The organism is Microbacterium sp. NPDC057659, from assembly GCF_042799915.1.
Lineage (GTDB): Bacteria > Actinomycetota > Actinomycetes > Actinomycetales > Microbacteriaceae > Microbacterium.
This window is the reverse complement of the sequence record NZ_JBHVHU010000002.1, coordinates 975,450-998,367: the sequence shown is the minus strand read 5'-3', so window position 1 is coordinate 998,367 and position 22,918 is coordinate 975,450. Positions and strand designations below refer to the sequence as shown.

At 68.3% G+C, this 22,918-nt stretch carries 20 protein-coding genes; 1 reads left to right on the top strand and 19 read right to left on the bottom strand.

Features of this window, described 5'->3' with window-relative positions; all coding sequences use genetic code 11:
• Positions 1-7: 7 nt before the first annotated feature.
• The 17 genes from ACFVAE_RS13225 to ACFVAE_RS13145 form a co-directional block, all read right to left on the bottom strand.
• Positions 8-1,531 carry a CoA-acylating methylmalonate-semialdehyde dehydrogenase gene (locus tag ACFVAE_RS13225; RefSeq protein ID WP_378892826.1) on the bottom strand — a complete coding sequence of 508 codons (1,524 nt, stop codon included), beginning with the start codon at positions 1,529-1,531 and terminating at the stop codon, positions 8-10.
• A 9-nt stretch (positions 1,532-1,540) separates the two neighbouring features.
• A complete protein-coding gene (locus tag ACFVAE_RS13220) occupies positions 1,541-2,452 on the bottom strand; it encodes a deoxyribose-phosphate aldolase (RefSeq protein WP_378892823.1) in 912 nt (303 codons plus the stop codon).
• A 1-nt stretch (position 2,453) separates the two neighbouring features.
• Positions 2,454-3,410, bottom strand: a complete 957-nt coding sequence (gene iolC, locus ACFVAE_RS13215; RefSeq protein WP_378893569.1) for a 5-dehydro-2-deoxygluconokinase — start codon at positions 3,408-3,410, stop codon at positions 2,454-2,456.
• Positions 3,407-6,109, bottom strand: a complete 2,703-nt coding sequence (locus tag ACFVAE_RS13210) for a hypothetical protein (protein ID WP_378892820.1) — start codon at positions 6,107-6,109, stop codon at positions 3,407-3,409. The genes iolC and ACFVAE_RS13210 overlap by 4 nt, the downstream gene beginning before the upstream one ends.
• A 35-nt stretch (positions 6,110-6,144) precedes the next feature.
• Positions 6,145-7,401, bottom strand: a complete 1,257-nt coding sequence (locus ACFVAE_RS13205; protein ID WP_378892817.1) for a CehA/McbA family metallohydrolase — start codon at positions 7,399-7,401, stop codon at positions 6,145-6,147.
• Complete coding sequence (locus ACFVAE_RS13200) at positions 7,401-8,474, bottom strand: ABC transporter ATP-binding protein (RefSeq protein ID WP_378892814.1); 1,074 nt, start codon at positions 8,472-8,474, stop codon at positions 7,401-7,403. Before ACFVAE_RS13200 ends, ACFVAE_RS13205 begins: the two co-directional genes overlap by 1 nt.
• On the bottom strand, positions 8,474-9,328 hold the full coding sequence (locus ACFVAE_RS13195) for a carbohydrate ABC transporter permease (protein WP_378892811.1): 855 nt from the start codon (positions 9,326-9,328) through the stop codon (positions 8,474-8,476). The genes ACFVAE_RS13200 and ACFVAE_RS13195 overlap by 1 nt, the downstream gene beginning before the upstream one ends.
• Positions 9,325-10,263 (bottom strand): carbohydrate ABC transporter permease, encoded by a 939-nt coding sequence (locus tag ACFVAE_RS13190; RefSeq protein ID WP_378892808.1) that lies wholly within the window; start codon positions 10,261-10,263, stop codon positions 9,325-9,327. The genes ACFVAE_RS13195 and ACFVAE_RS13190 overlap by 4 nt, the downstream gene beginning before the upstream one ends.
• Before the next feature lie 4 nt (positions 10,264-10,267).
• A complete protein-coding gene (locus ACFVAE_RS13185) occupies positions 10,268-11,677 on the bottom strand; it encodes an extracellular solute-binding protein (protein ID WP_378892805.1) in 1,410 nt (469 codons plus the stop codon).
• 60 nt (positions 11,678-11,737) lie between these two features.
• Complete coding sequence (locus ACFVAE_RS13180) at positions 11,738-12,901, bottom strand: Gfo/Idh/MocA family protein (RefSeq protein WP_378892802.1); 1,164 nt, start codon at positions 12,899-12,901, stop codon at positions 11,738-11,740.
• A complete protein-coding gene (locus ACFVAE_RS13175) occupies positions 12,898-13,806 on the bottom strand; it encodes a TIM barrel protein (RefSeq protein WP_378892800.1) in 909 nt (302 codons plus the stop codon). Before ACFVAE_RS13175 ends, ACFVAE_RS13180 begins: the two co-directional genes overlap by 4 nt.
• A 91-nt stretch (positions 13,807-13,897) precedes the next feature.
• The gene (locus ACFVAE_RS13170; RefSeq protein ID WP_378892797.1) at positions 13,898-14,605 is read right to left on the bottom strand and encodes an MgtC/SapB family protein; all 708 of its coding nucleotides are present in this window, start codon (positions 14,603-14,605) and stop codon (positions 13,898-13,900) included.
• The gene (locus tag ACFVAE_RS13165) at positions 14,606-16,132 is read right to left on the bottom strand and encodes an inositol monophosphatase family protein (RefSeq protein ID WP_378892793.1); all 1,527 of its coding nucleotides are present in this window, start codon (positions 16,130-16,132) and stop codon (positions 14,606-14,608) included. It lies immediately after the preceding gene.
• Positions 16,133-16,134: 2 nt separating this feature from the next.
• A complete protein-coding gene (locus ACFVAE_RS13160) occupies positions 16,135-17,178 on the bottom strand; it encodes an ABC transporter ATP-binding protein (RefSeq protein WP_378892790.1) in 1,044 nt (347 codons plus the stop codon).
• A 31-nt stretch (positions 17,179-17,209) separates the two neighbouring features.
• The gene (locus ACFVAE_RS13155; RefSeq protein ID WP_378892788.1) at positions 17,210-18,124 is read right to left on the bottom strand and encodes an ABC transporter permease; all 915 of its coding nucleotides are present in this window, start codon (positions 18,122-18,124) and stop codon (positions 17,210-17,212) included.
• Positions 18,124-19,071: an ABC transporter permease gene (locus tag ACFVAE_RS13150; RefSeq protein ID WP_378892786.1), complete on the bottom strand. Its 948-nt coding sequence runs from the start codon at positions 19,069-19,071 to the stop codon at positions 18,124-18,126. The genes ACFVAE_RS13155 and ACFVAE_RS13150 overlap by 1 nt, the downstream gene beginning before the upstream one ends.
• An 8-nt stretch (positions 19,072-19,079) precedes the next feature.
• On the bottom strand, positions 19,080-20,231 hold the full coding sequence (locus tag ACFVAE_RS13145) for an extracellular solute-binding protein (RefSeq protein WP_378892784.1): 1,152 nt from the start codon (positions 20,229-20,231) through the stop codon (positions 19,080-19,082).
• 229 nt (positions 20,232-20,460) lie between these two features.
• Between ACFVAE_RS13145 and ACFVAE_RS13140 the strand changes: the two genes are divergently transcribed.
• Positions 20,461-21,222 carry a GntR family transcriptional regulator gene (locus tag ACFVAE_RS13140; RefSeq protein ID WP_378892781.1) on the top strand — a complete coding sequence of 254 codons (762 nt, stop codon included), beginning with the start codon at positions 20,461-20,463 and terminating at the stop codon, positions 21,220-21,222.
• Positions 21,223-21,267: 45 nt separating this feature from the next.
• Here the strand turns inward: ACFVAE_RS13140 and ACFVAE_RS13135 are convergent, their stop codons facing one another.
• Positions 21,268-22,098 carry an SDR family oxidoreductase gene (locus tag ACFVAE_RS13135; RefSeq protein ID WP_378892778.1) on the bottom strand — a complete coding sequence of 277 codons (831 nt, stop codon included), beginning with the start codon at positions 22,096-22,098 and terminating at the stop codon, positions 21,268-21,270.
• A gap of 20 nt (positions 22,099-22,118) precedes the next feature.
• Entirely contained in the window at positions 22,119-22,874 is a 756-nt protein-coding gene (locus ACFVAE_RS13130; protein WP_378892776.1) for an SDR family NAD(P)-dependent oxidoreductase, read from the bottom strand.
• Positions 22,875-22,918: the final 44 nt, after the last annotated feature.

The window sequence follows — 22,918 nt, the reverse complement described above, 5'->3', positions numbered from 1 at the left end:
CTCGCGGTCAGGCGTTCTGCGGGAAGCCGAGGTCGATGCCGCCGTGAGTGGCGGGATCCAGCCAGCGGCTGGTGACGGCTTTCTCCCGCGTGAAGAAGTCGAACCCGTGCACCCCGTAGGCCTTCGCATCGCCGAACAGCGAAGCCTTCCAACCTCCGAAGGAGTGGTACGCCACCGGGACGGGGATCGGTACGTTGATGCCGATCATGCCGACCTGCACCTCGTGCTGGAAGCGCCGCGCCGCACCGCCGTCGTTCGTGAAGATCGCCGTGCCGTTGCCGAAGCGACCCGAGTTGATGAGCGAAACGCCCTCATCGAAGGAACCTATGCGCACGACCTGCAGCACCGGCCCGAAGATCTCCTCCTGGTAAGCGCGAGAGGTCGTGGGAAGACCGTCGATCAGCGTCGGGCCGAACCAGAAGCCGTCCTCCCTGCCCTCGACCGCGCATCCGCGGCCGTCGACGACGATCCGGCCGCCGTCCGCCTCGGCGATGTCGACGTAACGGGACACCCGATCCCTGTGCTCTCCGGTGATGAGCGGCCCGAGGTCGGGCTCGCCTTCCGGCCCGCCCGCGCCGTCGCCGATGCGCAGCCGCCCGATCCGCTCGACGATCCGCTCGATGAGCGCGTCGGCCACCGGCTCGACGGCGAGCACGACGGACACCGCCATACAGCGCTCCCCTGCCGCACCGTAGCCGGCGTTGACCGCCTGGTCCGCAGCGAGATCCAGGTCGGCGTCGGGCAGGACGAGCATGTGGTTCTTCGCTCCGCCGAGGGCCTGCACGCGCTTGCCGGCGCGGGAGGCGGTCTCGTAGATGTACTGCGCGATCGGGGTCGAGCCGACGAATGAGATCGACTGGACGACCGGGCTCTCCAGAAGCCCGTCCACGGCGGCCTTGTCACCCTGCAGCACGGTGAACACGCCGTCGGGCAGTCCGGCCTCAGTCCACAGCCGCGCGATCCACAGCGCCGCAGACGGATCCTTCTCACTCGGCTTGAGGACCACGGCGTTGCCGGCGGCGATCGCCACGGGGAAGAACCACATCGGAACCATGGCGGGGAAGTTGAACGGCGAGATGATGCCGACCACGCCGAGCGGCTGCTTGATCGAATACACGTCGATGCCCGTGGAGGCGTTCTCGGTGTAGTCGCCCTTGATCAGATGCGGGAACCCGCAGGCGAGTTCGACGACCTCCTGCCCACGCAGGATCTCGCCCATCGCGTCGGAGAGCACTTTGCCGTGCTCCGCAGTGATGATCGCGGCGAGCTCGTCCCGCCGCGCGTTCAGCAGCTCGCGGAACGCGAACAGCACCGTCTGCCGCCTGGCCACGGAGTAGCCGCTCCACACCTCGAACCCGCGCTGCGCGGAGGCGATGGCGGCGTCGATCTCGACGCCGTCGGCGAGGGCGACCCGCGCGGCGACGCGACCGGTGGCCGGATTGTGCACCGGCGCGGTGCGCGCGTCCGCCGGGATCCGCTCGGCACCGTCGATCCAGTGCGGGATGACGGGGGGAAGGTCGGCATCGGTCATGGGTCCTCCTCAGGAATGGGACGGGCGTGCCAGGTCGGGGTGGACGAGCCGCGCAGCGGTGTCGATGGCGGATTCGACGTCGCCGCCGTTCGAGTAGAGCAGGGTGCGTCCGACTGTCAGCCCTCGCACACCCGGCATCGAGAGCGCATCCTCCCAGGATGAGAACGTGTCATCGGGGTCGGCGCCGGCATCACCGCCGAGCAGCAGGACGGGCATCGTCGTGGCGGAGAGCACACGCTCCATCTCGTCGACGACCGGCAGCTTGAGCCAGGTGGATCGGCTGCTGGTGCCCAGTCCGCTGGCGATCGCGATCGAGAGCATCACGGAGTCCGGGTCGAGGTCGTTGACGATCCGGCCGTCGACGCTCCTGCTCATGAACGGCTCGAGCATGATCGGCAGGTCGGCCCGTGCCGCCGCCGTCACGACTTCGGCGGTCGCCGCCAGCGTGGGCGCCGTGCCGTCGTCGTCGAGGTTCACCCGCAGCAGCGCTTTGGCGAAGTCGACGCCGGAGTCGAGCATCGTCGGCACGTCGTACCCGGTGTACCGGTCGTCCATCTCGAACGAGGCCCCGCGCAGGCCGCCCCGATTCATCGATCCGACCACGATCTTGTCGTCCAGCAGCCCGAGCAGCGCGAGGTCGTCGATGATGTCCGGCGTGCCCAGCACGCCGTCGACCCCGGGATGCCGCAGTGCGACGGCGAGGCGATCGAGCAGCTCGCATCGGTCGGCCATCGCGTGCGGCGATGAACCGACCGCGAGCGCCCCCCGCGCAGGGTGGTCTGCGGCGATGATGAACAGCCGTCCGTCGCCGCGGATCACCTCACGGCGACGTCGTCGCGCCAGCGCCTCGCGGATGTCCTGCGGCGACTCCGCGCGCACTGCACGGATGCGTCGGAAGTCTTCGTCAGTGAGGATCTTCATCTCAGGCCCCTCCGTCCACGACCCGCGCGACCTCGTCGAGGGTCGGCATCGCCGTCGAGCATTCCCTGCGGCCGGCGACGATCCCGCCGGCCGCGTTGGCATAGCGGAGGGTCCGCGCCAGCGGCCATCCCTCCAGCAGCCCGTGACAGAGCGCGCCTCCGAAGGCGTCTCCCGCTCCGAGCCCGTTCACGACCTCGACGGGGTGAGCGGAGACCTCGACCTGCTCGTCCCTGGTCTTGGCGAGCACGCCGCGCGGTCCCTGTTTGACGATCGCCAGTTCGACGCCGCGCTCCAGCAGTGCATCCGCCGCGCGATGCGGGTCGGATTCGCCGACGGCGACCTCGCACTCCTCGAGATTGCCGACCGTCACAGTCACGGCGTCGAGCACGCGGTCGATCTGCCGCCTCGCCGCCACGGCATCCGGCCAGAACATGGGCCGGTAGTCGAGGTCGAGCACGGTGTGCGGGCGTCGTGATCGCCGCTCCAGCAGGTCGAAGTGGGTCTGCCTGCTCGGCTCCTCGCTGAGGCCGGTGACGGTCAGCCACAGCAGCGAGGTGTCACGCACGGCGGACGCTTCGACGTCCGCCACCCGGATCTGCAGGTCGGGGGCGGCAGGTTCCCGGTAGAAGTAGAGCGGGAAGTCGTCGGGCGGGAAGATCTCGCAGAACGTGATCGGCGTCTTGAAGTCCTCGTCTGTCGCCACGTACCGGTTCTCGACGCCGAGGCGGGTGAGCTCGTCGAGCAGGTAGCGCCCGAACGGGTCGTCGCCGACCCTGGACATCAGCGCCGCGCGGTGCCCGTATCGGGCGGCGGCGACCGAGACGTTCGCCGCGCTACCGCCGAGGTACTTGCCGAAGGTGGTCACCTCGGCCAGCCCGACACCGTCCTGCAGCGGGTACAGATCGACGCCGAGTCGGCCCACGGCCAGCACCTCCGGCGCGGCGGACGCGGCGTTCATCGGCGCGCTTCCGTCGACATGCTCTGCCACAGGGTGAGGATCTGCCCGCCGGGCAGGTTCTCGGTCCGGGTGTCCACGGGAGTCTCACCGGTGCCGGCGAGATCGGTGCGCACCGCATCGGCGGAGGATGCCCAGGCCAGAGGCCGCTCCTCGGCCAGATAGTTCACGAAGCGCAGCTCTGCACGGTCCGCCACGCGGCGGGCGGACTCGAGCACGACGTCGCCCTCGCTCTCGCCGGCGACGGTCGGCCGGGGCAACGGCCGCTCGGAGGCGCCGGTGCCGCGGACGACGTGGGGATCGAGGCGGAACAGGTCGGCCGTCCTGGCGACGGCGGCGTCATCGCCCCCGACGACGATCGCGAGGTCGGTGTGCACGGCCACGCCGAGGTACTGCGCCCCTGGCACGGGGATCTCGGATCCGGCCGGCTCGTCCCGCAGCGGATGCAGGTTGACGCTCATCATCCCGACGGATCGCGAGAGGGTCAGCGCGAGGGCGTCCTCCTGTCCGTCGCGGGAGACGAGTTCGTACTCGGTCAGCTTCTGCACCAGCACCGAGACCCCGCCCGCGGAGGCCGAGCGATACGCCGGGTAGGTCGGCAGCGGGAACTCGCCCCAGCCACCTTCGGCCTCGCGGCCGCGCACCGTCGTGCCGTACTGACCTGTGCTCCGGGACTCCTCGAGGCCGGCGGCGCCTGTCGGCACGAGCACCCGCAGCCGATGGTCCGCGACGGTGTTGACGTAGTCGATCGACACGCGCAGGAAGTCCTCGCCGTCACGCAGCTCGACCGTCGTCTCGGTCACGAGGGGCGCGGTCGATGCCGTGCGCCGTCGGTTCTCGTCCACACCCTCCGGCAGGTCGTACACCCGGCGGATGAGCAGCCTTCCACGCAGCGGACCCTCGTCGAGCACCTTGGTCCGCACCGAGGTCGGGACGGTGACGGCGGATGCCTGGTCCACCGGCCCGAAGTTGTACGAGTCCCCGCAGTCGCCCTCGTCCACCAGCGCCAGCGCACCGTCGATCACGACACCGGCCGCTGTCTCGATGCGCACAGCCCCGTCGGGTGCGACCGTCGCGGTCAGCCTGGCGTTCGACAGTGCGTCGGCCGTCACCCGCACGGGATCCATCGGAGTGGGAGCCGTGCTCTCCGAGATCACGGCCAGGCCGAGCCCGCCCAGGTCGACGGACAGCAGCGCCCGGTGCCGTGGATCCGCGATCGTCTCGACGTGCCAGAGTGCGGTGCCGTCGGCATCCGCGCGCACGCGGTCCTCCAGTTCCGCGGTGAAAGCGGCGAGGTCCCACACGCCGGCAGGGCTCTCGGCGACCTGGAAGCGCAGCGAGTGCTCACCCCACTCGTAGCCGTTGATCTGCTGCCCGAACAGCTCACGACCGTGGATGCGACGCAGGATCTTCGGAAGCTCATCGGTGCGCAGACGCTCGTCGCCGAGCACCGTGCGCAGCGGCTCGAGCAGCTGGACGCCCTCGGGCTGCTCCTCCCCGCCGATGCCGTGCAGTGTGACCTCGACCTGCGCGCGGCGGGCGAAGCCCGACGGGTTGAACACCAGGTGCCGATCGGGGGTCGTGCCCGCCGACAGGTCGCGCAGCACGTCGTCGATCACACCGCGCGCGATGTGCCCTGCGGTGTGGATCCGCGTGCCGACCTGCTCGGCCGTCGCGTCCACGCCGCATCCGGTGACGGAGTCGTGCGCCGTGCTCTCGACGAGGCGGTACCAGGCGGTGTCGAAGAACGCACGGTGGTCGCGGCGTCCGTAGAGCAGATCGAGGCGCTCTGCGACGGCCAGAGCGCGCTCGGAACGGGCCATCTCCGCCTTGAGGTTGGTCCGGATGGAGAAGACACCCGGCAGCAGGTTGCCGCGCGCATGCGACCGCATCTCGCCCCGCACCTCGGGGAGCGCCGCAAGCGCCTGTGCATCCGTCGCATAGCGCGACAGGTGGGCGTCGAGCGTGGCGATCGTCAGCTCCGGCTCCTGCCCGCGGGCGTCGTAGTCGCGGATCACCTGCACCAGATCCTCCGGCGGCGCGGAGTGGTCGGTCCCGAGCATCGCCATGACCGGCGCCTCGCCGTACCAGGACGCCGTGCGAGCGGCATAGTCGGGGGCCAGCTCGGGCAGCTGTCCAGGCAGGGCGAACATGTCGAGTCCGTTCCCGTAGCCGTCGAAAATGTACTCGCAGCGCACCGCGTCGCCGTTGGGCGCCACCCAGGCGAAGGCGTGGTGCTGGATCGCTGCCGGGACGCCTCGCCACAGCGCGCTGTGCCTGATGCCGAATCCGCTCAGGATCTGCGGCATCTGGGCGGCGTGCCCGAACATGTCGGGCAGGTATCCGACCGGCATCGTTCCGCCCAGGCGGGTGCTCGAAGCCCGGCCGAGCTCGAGGTTTCGGATGATGGTCTCGCCGTCGCATCCGAACTCGTCGAGCAGGATGAGGAACGGCCCGAGACTCAGCTGTCCGCGCTGCACGAGGGCGACCACTCGCTCGCGGTTCTCCGGACGCATCTCAAGGTAGTCCTCGATCGCCGCCGCCTGTCCGTCGAGGGTGAAGCGGTACTCGGGTTCTGATTCGAGCATCCCCAGCAGCCGGTCGAGCATGTGCACGAGGCGCAGGCGGAACACGTCGTGCGGTTCGTACCATTCGCGGTCCCAGTGCGTGTGCGGGACGACGACGATCTGGCTGCTGGTCACGGGCAGGATCTCCGGTTCTGTGAGAAGGGGTTCGGTCAGGCGCAGAGCGCGGCGATCTGGCGATCGGGATGGAGCAGGTAGTACGGCCCCGAGGCCGGGTCGGCGTCGAACACGGCGCGATCTCCATGCACCATGCGACGGGCGCCGAGTCCGTCGACGAGCACCAGGCCGTCCGCGTCGATCGCCACCACGTCGCCGTCGAGGCGCAGCAGCACGGGCGCGCCGAGCAGGTCGGGGACGGTGAGGCCGTCGCGCCCCCGCAGGCCGCCCATGATCGCGGTGCGTCCCGCCGCGACTCCGGCGAGGATCGCCTCGGCCGAGGAGTCCTCGGCCGCGACCCATGTCGTCGGCGTGCCAGGTCCGACGCCCTGACTGCGCATGTGGAAGTCCGCGCCGCCGAGCAGCGTCGCACCGGCGGGCCAGAGCGCGTGATAGGCGAACGGAGCGGTGTCGATGAGTTCGCGGTACCAGGTGGAGTGCCACAGCTCGATCGCCTGCGGACGGCGCTCGAGCGGATGCAGCCACGAGCAGTCCCCCGAGATCGGATGGTTCACGCTGAGCACTCCGCCTCTGCGCTCGACCTCGTCCACCCAGGTCTGTGCCGGGCGGCGGAAGTCGATCCAGCCGATGTCGCCGAAGGCGTTCGCATGCCCGCGGTGGGTGGTGACCTCCTGGCCGGGAAGCAGCGTGATCCCCTGCCGCGCGCCGACCGGACCGAGATGCGCGTGATGGCTCGTGGTGTTGTGATCCGTCACGGCGAGGAAGTCGAGTCCGGCCTGCACCCCCAGCGAGGCGAGGCCGGAGATGCTCTCCCGCCCGTCGGAGTGCAACGTGTGCGCGTGGAAGTCTCCGGCGTACCATCGCATGCCGGAGGCAGCGGGCAGCCCGCGATCGCTCCCCCGCACCGCACGCTGCACCGGCACGGTCTCCGGCCCGTGCTCGATGCCCGCCTCGGCAGGCATCAGCACCTCGACCTGGACGGGAGCACCACCGGCCGGAAGCCGGTGCACCCCCAGCACGACCGCCCACTCGCCGGCCTCCGGACGCCCCGGCAGGTAGCCGGGCGTCGCGTCGTCCGCACGGATCACGTATTCGGTCCTCGCTCCGCCCGACCAGCCCCGCCAGCCGTCGCCGCCTTCGCAGCCCAGGTCGATCACCGCGGCGTCACGGTCGTACGAGATCCGGACCTGCAGCGAATCCACACCGGCGGGTACCTCGAACGGCACCCGGACGTAGCGGTCCTCGTTCTGCATCTCATGGGTGAGGTGCAGGGTCGTGCGCACGGAGGCCATCAGCCGATCCGTTCCGTGCTCTCGGCATCGAACAGCAGCGCGCGGCTGTGCTGAGGAACGATCCAACCTCGCGCCCCACGCTCCGGTTCGGCCTCCTCCGGCACGACGATCTGCAGCTTCTGATCGCCGCAGCCCACCAGGATCAGGGCCGTCGCCCCGAGATTCTCCGTCACGATCACCTCGGCCGGGATGCCGCCGGCGACCTCCTCGGTCGACCAGCGAAGATACTCCGGCCTGATGCCCCAGATGACGTCCTGTCCGTCCGTGACGTGCGCCGCACTCTCCGCGGGGACCGGGAGCTGTGCGTCGCCGACCGGCAGACGCCCGCCGGTCACGGTGGTGCGCAGCAGATTCATCGGCACCGCGCCGATGAACCCGGCGACGAAGGTGTTGTTCGGCCGGTGGAACACCTCTTTGGGCGACCCGATCTGCTGCAGCTTCCCTGCCTTCATCACGGCGATCCGATCGGCGAGCGCCAGAGCCTCGGCCTGGTCGTGCGTGACGAAGACCGTGGTGACACCGAGATCGCGCTGCAGCTCCTTGAGGAACGTCCTGGCCTCCAGTCGCAGCCGGGCATCGAGGTTCGACAGCGGCTCGTCGAGCAGCAGCACCTCGGGCCGCGTCGCGACGGCACGGGCCAGGGCCACGCGCTGCTGCTGCCCACCGGACAGCTGACCGGGCCGGCGCTCGATGAGCCCGTCCAGAGACAGTCCGTCCGCCACCGACTGAGCGGTCGCGCGGCGCTCCCCCTTGGAGACCCGGCGGATCCGCAGCGGGTAGGCGATGTTGTCGCCCACATCCATGTGCGGGAACAGCGCATAGTCCTGGAAGACCATGGCGACGCCACGGTCACCGGGCTCCGCATTCGTGACATCCTTCTCGCCGATGGCGAGAGTCCCCGACGTGATGCTCTCCAGCCCCGCGATCGACCGCAGCAGCGTGGTCTTCCCGCATCCGGAGGGCCCGAGCAGGGCGAAGAACTCGCCGTCGGCGATCTCCACGTCCATGCTGTCGACACCGCGCACCCCGCCGGGGTACTCCTTGACGAGTTCTTTGGCAATGATGGCGGCCATCAGGACTTGATCCCTCCGTGGAAGCGGAAACCGAAGCGTCGGTTCACAAAGAAGTAGATGAGGAGAACGGGTACCGAGAACACGAGCGAGAACGCGGAGATCAATCGCAGATCGGCCTGCCCGCTCTCGGTGTAGAACGTGTACATCAGCACCGCGGCCGGCTGCATGTCCGGCGTGCGCAGCAGCAGGAACGGAACCAGGAAGTTGCCCCAGACCTGCACGATCGTCCAGATCGCGATGAACGCCAGACCCGGGCGCGCGATGGGCACCACCACGTCTTTCAGGATCCGGAACGGCCCTGCTCCGTACAGGCGCGCGGACTCCTCGTAGGACTTCGGGATCGAGTCCATGAAGTCCTTCAGGATGAAGATCACGGTGGGCAGGATGCCGCCGGCGAGGACCAGGATCACCCCGATGTGGGTGTTGATCAGCTGCAGCTGGGTGATCAGCTGGAACGTCGGGACCATCGCCGCGGTGCCCGTGACGATGGACGACAGCAGCAGCAGCGCGTACAGGATCCCGTCGCGGCCGGGGATGTTGATCCGGCTCATCGCATACGAGGCCAGCGCCCCGAGCACGAGAACCAGCACCATCGTCCCCACACCGAGGATCAGCGAGTTGAGGATGGAGTGCAGCGCGTAGGGGTTCTCCGCCAGTCTGGCGAAGTTGTCGAGGGTCCAGTCGGGCCAGGAGACGTTCAGCGTCGGATTCGCATCGAACGGTGCCAGCACCAGCCACACCATCGGCAGCGCGAAGAACAGCGACACGATCACCAGCACGATCGTGAACAGCACTCGGGAGACGAAGTGGACGACGCTCCGGTCGCGTGCCACGGTCTTGACGGAGGCCATCATGAGTGCACCTTCTTCTTCCGCCCGCCGGACGCCCTGGTGTACATCAGCGCGATCACCAGGTTGATCACGAGCATGATGAGCGAGATCGCTGCGCCCAGTCCGAGCTGACCGCCGGGGATCGCCGTCTGGTAGATGTACACGGAGAGGATGTCGGTGGCGCCGTTCGGCCCGCCGGCGGTGAGCAGGTAGGGCGTGAACGTGTTGAACGTCCACAGCGTGATCAGCAGGGTGTTGGTGAGCAGGTGTCCCTTGATGTTCGGCAGGATGACATCGCGCAGCTGCTGCCAGGTGTTCGCCCCGACCATCCGTGCGCTCTCGAGCTGCGACGGTGGGACCGCGCTGATCGCCGACGAGAACAGCTGCATGGAGAACGCGGTCCCCACCCAGATGTTGAAGATGATGATGCATTCCATCGGGTGCTGGATCAGCCAGGCGTAGCCATCCGCTCCCGAGATCGCATTGAGGGTTCCGCTGCGCCGGTCCAGCAGGGCGAGCCACAGGAACGAGGCGACGGATGCGGGGATGACCCATGCGGCCAGCACGAGGGTCTCGATGAACGTCTTCACCCAGCCGCGCACGCTGCGCAGCATCCAGGCCAGCGCGAACCCGAGCACGGTCTGCCCGATGATGCCCGAGATCAGCACGAAGACCAGGGTGAGCCACAGCGAGTTCCAGAACCGCGGGTCGTTCAGTGCGGTCGAGAAGTTCTCGAATCCGACGAACTGCGGGTTCGCCGCGGCGAAGCCCGTCAGCCGGTAGTCGGTCATACCTAGGTAGACCGTCCAGATCGCCGGGAACAGGAGGAAGAGGCCGATCAGCAGCAGCCCGGGCGTCGCGAACAGCGTCGCCCTGGCCCTGCCGAGTCCGGCGACGTCCTCTGCCCGGCGCCGGCGGGGGGCGGTGACGCCCCCCGCCGGAATCGTTGCCTGAGTCATCGCGTCACTTCGAGATCGCGTCGGCGCCGACGACGCCCTCGAGACCGGAGACGTACGACTTCATCGCATCCTTCACCGACGTGCCGGTGGCGACGTCGAGCGTCGCCTGCTGCAGCAGCGTGGACACCTGCGGGTACGCTGCGAGGCCCGGACGGTAGGCGGTGATCGGCAGCACCTCGTCGTTCACGAAGGTGAGCATCTTGTCTGAGGACAGCACCTTCTCGTTGACGTCCTTGCGCGGCGTGATCGAGAGGGTCCCGGCGTTGCGCGCCTCGAATGCCTCGGGCGAGTTCATGAACGCCAGCAGCTCCCACGCCAGTTCCGCGTGCTTCGAGTTGGGGTTCAGCACGCGTCCGGTGCCGCCCGACATCGAGACGAAGTCCTGCCCGTTGATCCCCGCGCCCGGCTCGATGGCCGGGATCTTGGCGTATCCGACCACGTCGTCGCGGTTCTTCATCGGGGCGGTTCCGACGCCTTCCTCGGGGTTGATGACGGAGCGCCAGAAATAGTCGCCCTCCAGGAGGATGCCGATCTTGCCCTCGGCGAACAGCTGGAACGAGGTGTCGCGCCCCGAGGCCTCCTGCTGCAGCACGGGGTCGCCGAGCTTGTCGTCCACGTAGATCGTGCGATAGAGCTCGAGCGACTTCTTCAGTCCCGAGTCGTCGCCGATCCACTTGCCGTCGTCGTAGACCTGCGATCCGGTGCCGACGAGCATCGGCAGAAGCCCCTGCATCGTGGTGGCCTCGCCCATCGCCGTCCCTGCGTTCAGCTGGATCGGCGTGACGCCCTTGACCTTCTTCAGGTCGCGACCCGCGTCGAGGATCTCGTCCCAGCTGGTCGGCTGCCAGTCGGCGGGGAGGCCCGCCTTCTCGAACAGGTCCTTGTTGTAGTAGAGGACGCGCCCGTCCGCGCCCTGCGGCACGCCGTAGCGGTCGCCCTCGAAGGAGAGCGCGTTCTGCACGGCGTCCGGGATCTGGTCCCAGCCGTCCCACTTGTCGACCGCGCTGCCGCCCACCTCGGAGAGGGGCTTGATGTACCCGGCCTCGGCGAACTCGCCGACCCAGATGCCGTCCATACCGAGGATGTCGGCGCCCTTGCCTGACTGCAGGTCGAGGGCGATCTTCGTCTTGTAGTCCTCGTCGTCGACACCCTGCGGCTGGAACTCGACCGTGACATCCTTGCCGTCGGCCTTCATCGCCTTTTCGAAGCCGGGGATCACGTAGTCGGCGAACCAGTCCGCCTCCGCGGCGTTCTTGCCTCCCGTGATGGCATTGGCCGTGATGGTGAGGGTGACCGGGCCGGAGTCGTCTCCGGAGTCCGCGTCCGAGTCCGCCGAGCATCCGGCCAGGACCACGGCACCGGCCGTGGCGACCGCGAACGTCGCAAGAAGGCGACGCTGCACATTCTTCTGCATGATTGACCTTTCTCGTGGCCGGGCTCTTCATCGCCCGGCCTGATGGGTGGTGCGGGTGGGTTACTGCGAGGCTTCTGCCCCGGACTCGAGCTCGACGCCCGTCGAAGACGCGATCGCGCGGATCATCCGCTGCCCTGCGCGCACGTCCTCGATCGACTCCGCGACGCTCGCGCCCTGCGGCCGTTCCCCGCGGACCATCGCCTCCAGCGCGAAGAGCTCGTTCTCGAACGCCTCCTGCTGCATCCAGCGCGTCTCGGTGACCGCAGACCCCAGACCCTCGCGTGCCTCCTGCACTCGGAGGACGGTCGGCAGGTTGGTGACATAGGGCACCCCGAAGACGAGCTGGATGGAGCCTGTCTCGTGATGGAAGGTGACGGTCTCGCGGTAGTCGGGGTAGCCGTCGATGTAGTGCCAGTCGATGGTCCACGGCGTCCGCTCGGTGGCGAGCGTGCCGCGCAGGTGCACGGATCCGGGCATCTTCTCGCCCCAGTGCTCTGCGTGCTGCACCTCGCCGAGACCGCCGACCAGCATGCGCAGCAGGCCGATGTCGTGCACGATCGAGCCGAGCACGACGTTGGTGTACAGCGTGCGCAGGTCCTTCGGCAGGGATGCTCCGACGGCTCCGTCGACGGCCCTGTCAGTGCCCTCGAGCAGCGGCGCGAGCATGTCGCCCGTGACATCGGAGACCGGCGGTGCCAGTCGCGTGAACTCGAGCTGGGCGCCGTCGAGCGGGTGCATGACCTCGACGCTCACCGCGCGCAGCCGCACGTCGGCGAGCAGCTCGCGCGCACGGACCGAGGCGAGGTCGTACTCCTTCATGTATCCGACGCGCACGCGATCGCGCAGGTCGATGCCCGCCTCGGCGGCGTAGTCCTCGAGCGCCTGAAGCTCGGCGAGTGAGTACGCGAGGGGCTTCTCGGCCAGCACCCGCAGGCCGGCGCCGACGAGACGCTGCGTGTCGCCCGCGTGCGAACCTGTGGTGGCGAGGATCGCGACGTCGACATCGATCCGACCGTCGGCGATGGCCGCGACGAGGGCGTCGACCGAGGGGAAGCATCCGTCGGAGGCGACACCGTAGCGCGCGGCCATGTCGGCCGTGCGCTCCCGGGACAGGTCGACGAGCGCCACGGTCTCGAACCGGTGCGCATTGCGCTGCAGCAGCGGAAGGTGAACGCTCTGACTGATCGCGCCGAGGCCGACCACGGCGACACGGACGCGGGTCATGCGAACCACCTCCGCAGCTGCTCGCGGTTCGCCGCCTGCTCCCGACGGGCCTGCTCCACGTCGGCGGTGGAGCGGGGCACGACGTCCTGCTCGACGATCAGCCACCCCTGGTAGCCGGAGTCGACGATCTCCTGGACGAGGTCGTCCATGGCGAGGTCGCCGTCGCCGAGCGGCACGAAGACGCGCTTCTCCCACACGCTGCGCATCGGGTCGTCGTCGCCCATCGCCTCGCGGAGCACGCTCGTGCGGGCGTCCTTGAGGTGCAGGTGGTTGATGCGATCCTTCCAGCGCCGGTAGTCGGCGAGCGGGTCCCCGCCGCCGATGAGCAGGTGCCCCGAGTCGAAGGTGAGCCCGACATCCGTCGCCTCGAGCAGTGCGTCGACCTCGGCGGGAGTCTCGACATACGTGCACGCGTGATGGTGAAAGGTGGGTTCCAGACCGCGCGCACGAACGCGCTCCACCGCCTGGCCGACGCGCTCGACGAACATCTGCCACCGGTCTCCCCGGAGCATCAGCTCGGGTGCGCCGCCCGGTCGCGCTCGTCGCGCTGCATCCCCGGAGTCGGCGAGCGTCGGCAGGGGTGCGAGGGCCTGACCGGCATCCGCAGCGGTGACGAACACATCCAGGATGCCGTCGAGATCGGCCAGCGCCCGCTCGAAGGCGCCCTGCTCAGCCGAGAAGGGCAGATCCACCCATCCGCCGGCGAGCTCGAGCCGATGCCGCCGGAGCCTGTCGACGAGGTCGACTCCCGTGCCCAGCAGCCCGACCGGGCCGAGATCGATGCCCTGATATCCGGCGTCCTCGATCCACTGCGCGAGGTCCTCTCCCTCGGGGAGCCTCACGAGATCGGGGCGAGCGAGCTCGAAGACACCGTAGCTGACCGGTGCGTTCGCGATCTGGATCACACGTGTTCCTTCCTCATCAAAGTCACGACAAAGCCATTATTGCATGTTCGGACATATTAACAACAACATGAATTAGCAGTCTTCCGACTGGTCAGTCGGCTTCGACGCGCGCCTGGACGGACACCACGCCCGTGATCTCTCCGATCGCCTCGACCAGATCTTCCGAAGGCGGCGGTGTCACCGCGTGGAAGATGAGATTGGCCTCGACACGAGGCGACTTGCCCGGCCGTTCGATCCGCTGCGTGCCCGCGAGCGCCACCTGGTATCCCATGGCGGTCGACATCGCGAGGATGTTGCGCAGCGTGCCTCGGCCGTCCTTGTACTGCACGGAGAGACTGCGGTCCCGCGCGACGGTCGGGATCCGCTTCGTCACCCGGCTGAGCGGACCCACGATGAGCAGGTACATCACTGTTGCCGCCGACGCCTGCAGCAGCATCCCGGCGCCGCAGGCCATGCCCACCGCCGCCGTCATCCAGATCGAGGCCGCCGTGGTGAGCCCGCTGACGGCGTTGCGTCGCACGAAGATCACGCCGGCGCCGAGGAAGCCGATCCCCGACACGATCTGCGCCGCGATACGCGAGGGATCCAGCTGGACGTCCGTCCCGACGACAGCAGCGAAGCCGTAGGCCGACACCAGCGTGAACAGAGCGGAACCGACGCCGACGAGCGCGTGAGTGCGCACGCCGGCGCTCTTCATGCTCCGCTGCCGTTCGATGCCGATCAGCGTCGACAGCACGAACGCCCCGGCCAGGAACAGCAGCTGCTCGAGGAGGGTCGCAGGGAACAGATCGGGGAGCATCTAGGCCGCTCGATCCCCTCGCGCCGTCCGACGGGCCTCGTGCCAGAGCGCATGCAGTGCATCAGCGGCGGCGGGGGCGGCGACCATGACCCCGCCGCTCTGCGGGAACAGTGTGTCCTCACCCTCTTCATCCCGCACGACTGCGCCGGCCTCGGACGCGATGAGGACGGCAGCGAGGTGGTCCACCGGCCCGAAGCTGCCGACGACGGCGCCGATCCCCCGGCCCGCCGCGACGCCCGTCAGGGTCATGGTGCCCGACCCCATGATCCTCATCGTGCAGTAGCGCTGACCGAGCGCCTCGAGCATCGGGAGCATCCCCGGCCAGGCGTACTGGTTGGCGAGTTCGGTGCTGACGACCCGACCGCGGAGCGGATCACCGTCCGCTGCGGTCGCCTCGAGCCGCAGCTCGCGTCCGTTCAGGCGCGCCCCCACCCCGGCCTCCGCCACGAAGAGGTCTTCGCGCCACGGATCGGCGACGACGCCGACGACCGGACGCCCGTCGATGACGAGAGCCAGCGAGAACGCGGTCCACGGCATCCCGTTGGCGAAGTTGGCGGTTCCGTCGACGGGATCCAGGTACCAGCATGGAGTTCCGGGATGCGCCGTGCCACCCATCTCCTCACCGACGAAGTCGTGCTCGGGGAACTGCACGGCGATGACCTCGCGCACGTACCGCTCGACCGCCACGTCGACATCTGTGACGATGTCGGCCTCGTCGCGCTTCGTGCGGATGTCTCCCGGGTCGGCGGTCCGGGTGAACTCGATCGCCCATTCGCCGAGCGCGGCCGCGATCCTCCGCTCCCGCGCGTACTCCGACTGCTCCGACATCTCTTCTCCTTCTCCTCTTCCTTCTACGACGCGCTGCAGCAGTTCGAGCCGGTTGGTCGTCACCTGATCGACGCCCGCGTCGCACATCGCGCGCATGTCCACGGCCTCGTCCACGGTCCACGCCGAGAGCCGCAGGCCCCGTGCGTGCACGCCGTCCACCAGGACCTGCGTGACCACGTAGGCCGGCACATTGATCGTGTCGGGCCTCAGCTCGGACAGGTCCTCCGCGGCCGGAGCGACGGGCCGGTCCCACGGCATCCAGATGCTCGCCGCCCCGTCGAGACACCGAACCGTCCGCATGGCCTCGAGATCGCCGCACCAGGTCACGGAGATCCCGGATGCGCGAACGATCGTCATCGCGGGCGCGATCATGCACGCATCCGTCACGTCGATCACGGGAATGCTCGCGGTTCCGTCGAACTCGGCGAGCACCTCCTGCAGACGCGGGGGCCGGTCGTCGGCTGCCCCGAGCGCGACGATCTCGGCCAGCGTCACCTCCGAGACCCGGCGCGGAAGCCCCCACAGCCGTTCCAGGGTGGGATCGTGAAGCACGATCACCTCGCCGTCCGAGGTCACCCGCAGATCGAACTCCACGAGGTCGGCGCCCTTGGCGATCGCCGATCGGATGGCCGGCAGGGTGTTCTCCCGGTATGAGGACGAGTCTCCGCGGTGGGCCGTGCACCGGGTTCGCAGCGCCACCGTCACTGCTCCTCCTCGACGAGCACGCCGTCACGGAAGGTCAATGCCTCGGTGATCCGGGCGAACCCGCGATCTCCCACGGCCGGCGGGCGACCGGTGAAATAGCCGTGCAGCGTCGCGTCCTCGCGGGCGAGCACCAGTTCGAAGAAATGCCCGCGCGGGATGACACGCTCGACGACGGCCGGCAACGCGCCATCCGCGGGCGTCGCGGTGAACACGACGTGCTCCGGGCGCACACCGCTGATGTCGCCCGACTCCCGCAGCCGACCGTCGACCACCGTTCCCTCGAGCTTGTTCATCGAACCGATGAACGATGCGACGAACATCGTCTGGGGTCTGCTGTACAGCTGCTCGGGGGTGCTGTACTGCTCGATCCGTCCGGCGTTCATCACGGCGATCCGGTCCGAGACGCTCATCGCCTCGTCCTGATCGTGGGTGACGATCAGCGTGGTGATGCCCAGACGCTGCTGGATCTCGCGGATGTCCTCCCGGACCTTGACGCGCAGCTTGGCGTCGAGATTGCTGAGCGGCTCGTCCAGCAGCAGCAGTTTCGGCTCCTGGACGAGAGCCCGCGCCAGAGCCACCCGCTGCTGCTCACCACCCGAGATCTGCCCTGGCCGGGAATCGCGGTGGTGCAGGAGGTTCACCAGCTCCAGTGCGGCCTCGGTGCGCTCCTTGAGCTCCGCCGGCGAGGTGCGCCGGATCTTCAGCGGGAACGCGACATTCTTGAACACCGTCATGTGCGGCCAGAGCGCGTAGTTCTGGAACACCATCGCGCTCGGCCGTTTCTCGGCACCGAGCCTGGTCACATCCCGGCCGTCGACGGTGATCGTTCCGGTGTCCGGCACGAGGAATCCGGCGACCATCCGCAGGGTCGTGGTCTTGCCGCACCCCGAGGGACCGAGCAGGGACACCAGCTCGCCCTTCTCGACGCGCAGGTCGAGGTCGTCGATGATCGTTCGCCCGCCGAGGATCTTGTTCAGTCCGCGGATCTCCACGCCGGCGACGCCGACGGGAGCCTCGGCTCCCGGTGCGGCTTCCTTCATTTCTTCTGCAATCACGTTCGAAACCACTTCGTCATCGGATCTGGAAGCCCTCGGCCAGCTGGCCCCCCATGATGTGCTTGCGAGCGGCAAGCAGGAGGACGACCGAGGGAATGGACAGGAGGATGGAGAACACCGCCGCGACCTGCTTGGGGTAGTTCAGCACCAGGGAGTACATCTGAGTGGGCATCGTGAAGTAGTCCGGCGCCCCGACGAGATAGGTGCCCTGCGCCTCGTCGAATGCGGCGAGGAACGACATGATCACCGCGACGAGGATGCCGGGAAGCGCCATTCGGAGAGTCACCGAGAAGAACACCCGGATCCGCCCCGCACCCGCATCCCGTGCGGCTTCCTCGAGGCTCCGCGGAACGGCGCTGAAGGCCGCCGCAGGAATCCATGTCATGAACACGATCGTTCCGAGGACCTGCACGATGACGATGCCGAGCACCGTGTTCATCAGGTTCAGGGCGAAGAACATGGATGCGAGCGTGGCGAAGAGCCCCATCTTCGGGAACGCGTTCGTGGCGAACAGCCCGATGAGGAACGTCCGCCGTGCGAAGAAGTCATGCCGAGCGAACGCATACGCGGCGGGCAGACAGATCACCGCGGAGCACAGCACCACGATCGGCGTGATGACCAGCGAGTTCTGCACGGCGGCGCCGAGGGCCTCGTCACTGAACACGGTCCCCCACCACTTCAGCGTCCATCCGTCGGGGAAGAGATTGGGGTAGGTCCAGTTCGTCGCGAACGCGCGCACCGCGAGCCAGAGCAGCGGCCCCAGGATGAACAGGATCATGAACACGGCGAAGAGCACGACGAGTGCTCGCCCGCCGATGCGCGCGGCCCTCTCTCTCGCCCCGCCGAAGCTCTCCTGCGGCGTGTGCGTGCGCAGCACTTCTGTGGTCGCCAGCGGAGCGACGTTCGCGGTCGCGACCTCCTGGGTGGCCATCACACCCTCCCTTGATCTTTGGCACTGCGGAAGTTCGCCCAGACGTAGAACGCGCCGATCGCGGATGCCGCGATGAAGATCGTGAACGCCATGACGATGGACTGCTGCGGCTCGTTGTACGAGGTGAAGTAACTGGTGAGCATCACGCCGAGCATCGTCGGCGCGTTCGGCCCTGTGAAGTACGGCACGGTGAACGAGCCGATGACGCCGATGGCCGTGAACGTCGCTGCGATGACGATGGGCACGAACGCCATCGGGATGAGGATGGAGAACACGATCCTCAGGAACCCGGCGCCCGCATCGCGCGCCGCCTCGATGATCGCGTCGGGGATGCTCTGCAGACCGGAGGCGACCATGAGCACTGCGAATGGCAGCGAGGTCCACACCGAGCCGATGACGATCGCGACGACGGTGTATCCCCAGACCGGCCCTTCCACGCCGATCGTGGCGAGCACGCTGCGGATGAAACCGTCCGCCGAGTAGAACGTGAGGATCGCCCACGACGCGATGACCACCGGGATGAACAGCGGCACGACGGCTAGCGCGGAGAGAAGGTTCGCCAACCAGCCGCCGCGCAGCCTGAGGTACAGCCCGATACCGATCGCCATGAACAGCACCACGGCCGTGCTGACGATGGTGACGAGCACTGTGACGATCAGGTTGGACCGGAACTGGTCGTCGCCGAAGACATCGGCCCAGGCCGCGAGAGTGCCCCACCAGTTGTCGGCGGAGTGCACGTTCTGGCCGACGAGGGAGACGATCTCGTTCAGGCCGCCGGTGAACCCGAGAGTGAATGCCAGAGCCACGACCACCGGTACACCCACGAAGAGCAGGACGATCAGGATGGGCGGAAGGGCCATGAAGAAGCCGGCCTTCGACAGCCGTGGGGCGTCTGCCGCCCCACGGCCGCGACGGCCGCGCTTCGAGTCGCGTGAGTTCTCGGACATCTGTCGGGTTACTTCCCCGGCACCTTCTGCGCCCAGAGCTTCGCCATGTCGGCCCCCATCTGCTCGTAGTAGGGCGGCCGCAGGTTTGCGATGTCGGCGTCGGCGAACTTCTTCTGGGTGTCCTCCGGCAGCAGCGAGAGCTCGATGACCGGGTATCCGGAAACCTGCGTCGAGACGATCTCCTGCGCCTCGGGCGTGAGCACCCAGTCGGCGAGTTTCTGCGCGGCCTCGACGTGCTTGCTCGCCTTCGGGATGCCGAGCAGTGATGCCCCACCGGTGAACGAGGGGTCGGAGATCTGCGTCGTGGCTGTGTCCTCGGGGATCTGTCCGCTCTCGACGCCCGACACGAACTGGTCGGACCACACCGGCGTCATCCAGATCTGACCGCTGGAGAGCAGCTCCAGGGTTCCGTTGTTGCCGTTCGGATACACGCCCTTCTGGTAGACGTAGGGGTTGAGGCCACGCAGCGTCTCGAATCCGGCATCCCACTCGGTCTCGAGCTCGGGGACGTACTCGACGGCCATCTTCGCCCTGTCGTCCTCGGGGACGCCCTTGTCGAGGACCGTCGTGACGAAGGCGTCGCCGCTGCCGCCGGTGCCGCCCGAGTTGTAGGTGAACTTGCCCGGGTGCTGCTTGATCCAACTGAGCAGGTCGTCGAGCGTCTTCGGGGGCGTCGGAACCTCCTTCGCGTTGTAGGCCAGCAGGACCGAGGATGCACGGTACGGGACCGTGTCCTTCACCGCGGCCTTCATGATCCCGTCCGGCACCGTCTTGAGGTTGGGCACCTCTTTCTCGCCGACGGACTGCAGGAGGTCGCCTTCAGCCAGCTGCGCGACGAACCCGCCGTCGATCAGGTCGATGCCCGGGTCGCGCTTCTGAACGGTGGCGGCGGTGACTTTGGCGACGGTCTGCTGATCGTGCTGACCGTGAAGGTCGAAGTCGACCTTCACCTTGTACCCGGGGTTGGCCTTCTCGAAGGCGGGGACGAGGCCCTTCTGCCAGAGATCCTGCACGTTGGTGTCACCACTGACGAAGACCGTGACGGACTTGTCGCCTTCACCTCCGCTGTCGCCTCCGCCGGATTTCTGGACACAGCCCGCGAGGGCCAGTGTCGCCGTCGCGATAAGCGCGACGGCGGCCAATCCAGTTGATCGCTTCATTGCACACTCCTCGATGCAGGGACCGGTGATCGGTCCGGGTGAACAAGGCGACGCAGGGCACGTCGTCGTATCCCGGTTTGTCCGAACCTACTGACATTCTCATCAGAGCACAAGAGAGTTTCATCACGGTGGCGAAGCAGTGAACGAGACATGAAAACCTGCGTTGTGCCGCCGAACGACGTGGCACATAATGTTGTCTCTACAATGTGACCTGCTGAGGGGAGGTCTGATGGCTGAGGACACCGCCTACTGGCCGAATGAGCTGTTCGCCGACATCGATCGGACCGGGCCGGTACCGCTTTACTTCCAGGTGTCGACCAGGCTGCAGTCGGCGATCCGCTCCGGCGAGATCCCGTCCGGGGCACGCCTGGAGAACGAGATCTCGATCGCGGAGCAGCTCGGCGTCTCGCGCCCGACCGTCCGTCGCGCGATCCAGGAGCTCGTGGACAAGGGGATGCTCGTACGACGGCGAGGCGTCGGAACGCAGGTCGTGCAGGGGTCCGTCACCCGCCAGGTCGAGTTGACCAGCCTGTTCGACGACCTTCAGAGTGCGCATCACGAGCCCGGAACCCAGGTCCTGGTGCACGAGGTCATCCCCGCCTCGGCAGCTGTGGCCGAGGCGCTCGGCATCGCCACCGGCGACGAGGTGCTCAGGCTGCGACGCCGCCGCAGCACGGACGGCGTGCCTGTCGCCGTGATGGAGAACCACCTGCCGGCGTCCCTCGCGGGGATCTCCGTCGAGCAGCTGGAGAGCCGCGGGCTCTATCAGATCCTCCGCGCGCGCGGTGTGGCGATCAGCGTCGCCAAGCAGAAGATCGGCGCGCGCCGCGCGCAGGATGACGAACACGAACTGCTCGAGATCGACGAAGGCGGCCCCGTGCTGACGATGGAGCGCGTGTCCTTCGACCAGTCAGGGGCAGCGGTCGAGTACGGGCACCACTGCTACCGCCCCGACATGTATTCGTTCGCGACGACACTCGTCGCGAAGTAGCTCCGGGCGCGGGCATCTGATGCCCGCGCCCGGATGAACGCCGCGTCAGTCCAGGAAGATGTCCGGGAACAGCGCCTCGTCGGGGGTGCCGGGCACGGCGGCGTAGCCGGAGAAGTCGGTGACGCCCGCCTCTTCGAGCACGTCCTCGACGATGAGCGTCTGGCCGGTGCGCTGCGCCGCGGGCGCGGAGATGACCTGGTAGGCGGCATCCGCGTAGATCTCGGGCGTGCGGCTGACCTTCATCATGCGGTCGCCGCCGAGGGCGAACTGCACGGCGGCGGTCGCGATGGTGGTTCGCGGCCAGAGCGTGTTGGCCGCGATGCCGGCATCCGCGAATTCGGCCGCCAGCCCGAGCGTCGCCATCGTCATGCCGTACTTCGCCATCGTGTAGCCGGTGTGCGCGCCGAGCCAGCGCGGCGACAGGTTCAGCGGCGGCGAGAGCGACAGGATGTGCGGGTTGGCCGACTCGCGCAGCACCGGCACGGCAGTGCGCGAGAGCATGAACGTGCCGCGCACGTTGACGTCCTGCATGAGGTCGTACTTCTTCGCGGCGAGGTCGAGGGAGCCCGACAGATCGATCACGCTGGCGTTGTTGATCACGATGTCGATGCCGCCGAACTCACCCGCGGTCTTCATGACCGCCTCGGTGATGTCGTCGTCGTTGCGCACGTCGCCGACGATCGGCAGCGCCTGGCCGCCCGCCGCACGGATCTGCTCGGCGGCGGAGTGCACCGTGCCCTCGAGCTTCGGATGCGGGGTGTCGGTCTTGGCCATCAGCGCGATGTTCGCGCCGTCGGCCGCCGCCCGCAGGGCGATCGCGAGGCCGATGCCTCGGCTGCCGCCGGACATCAGGATGGTCTTGCCTGCGAGGCTCATGGATGCTCCTTGGTCGTGGGTCATTTCGGCGCCATGCGGATGGCGCCGTCGAGTCGGATGGTCTCGCCGTTCAGATAGCCGTTCTCGACGATGCTCTGCGCGAGGGCTGCGTACTCGTCGGGCCTGCCCAGGCGGGCCGGGTACGGCACCTGCTGGCCGAGCGACTCCTGCGCGGCCTCCGGGAGACCTGCGAGCATGGGGGTCTCCATGATGCCCGGGGCGATCGTGCAGACCCGGATGCCGTAGCGCGCGAGCTCGCGGGCGATCGGCAGCGTCATCGCGTGCACGCCGCCCTTCGACGCCGAGTAGGCGGGCTGCCCGATCTGACCATCGAACGCCGCGACGCTGGCGGTGTTGATGATCACACCGCGGTCGCCGCTCTCGGTGGGATCGGTCCTCGAGATCACGGCGGCGGCCTGCGAGATGACATTGAAGGTGCCGACGAGGTTGATCCGGATGATCCGCTCGAAGGCCGCGAGGTCGGCGGGGTTGCCGTCGCGGTCGAGCACCTTCGCGGGCGGGGCGATGCCCGCGCAGTTGACCACGATGCGCAGCGGGTCGAGCGATTCTGCGACCGCAGCGCGCACCTGGTCGACGTCGGTGACGTCGGCGGGCGCGAAGAATCCGCCCAGCTCGGCGGCGATCTCGGCACCGGCCGAGTTCGGCAGGTCGACGATCGTGACCTGGGCGCCCGCGGCGGCGAGTCGACGGGCTGTGGCGAGCCCGAGTCCGCTGGCGCCGCCCGTGACGAGGGCGCCGGCTCCGCTGATCTGCATCTTGTTCTCCTTCGAACGGCGGCGTGCGACTGAGTCCCAGCTTA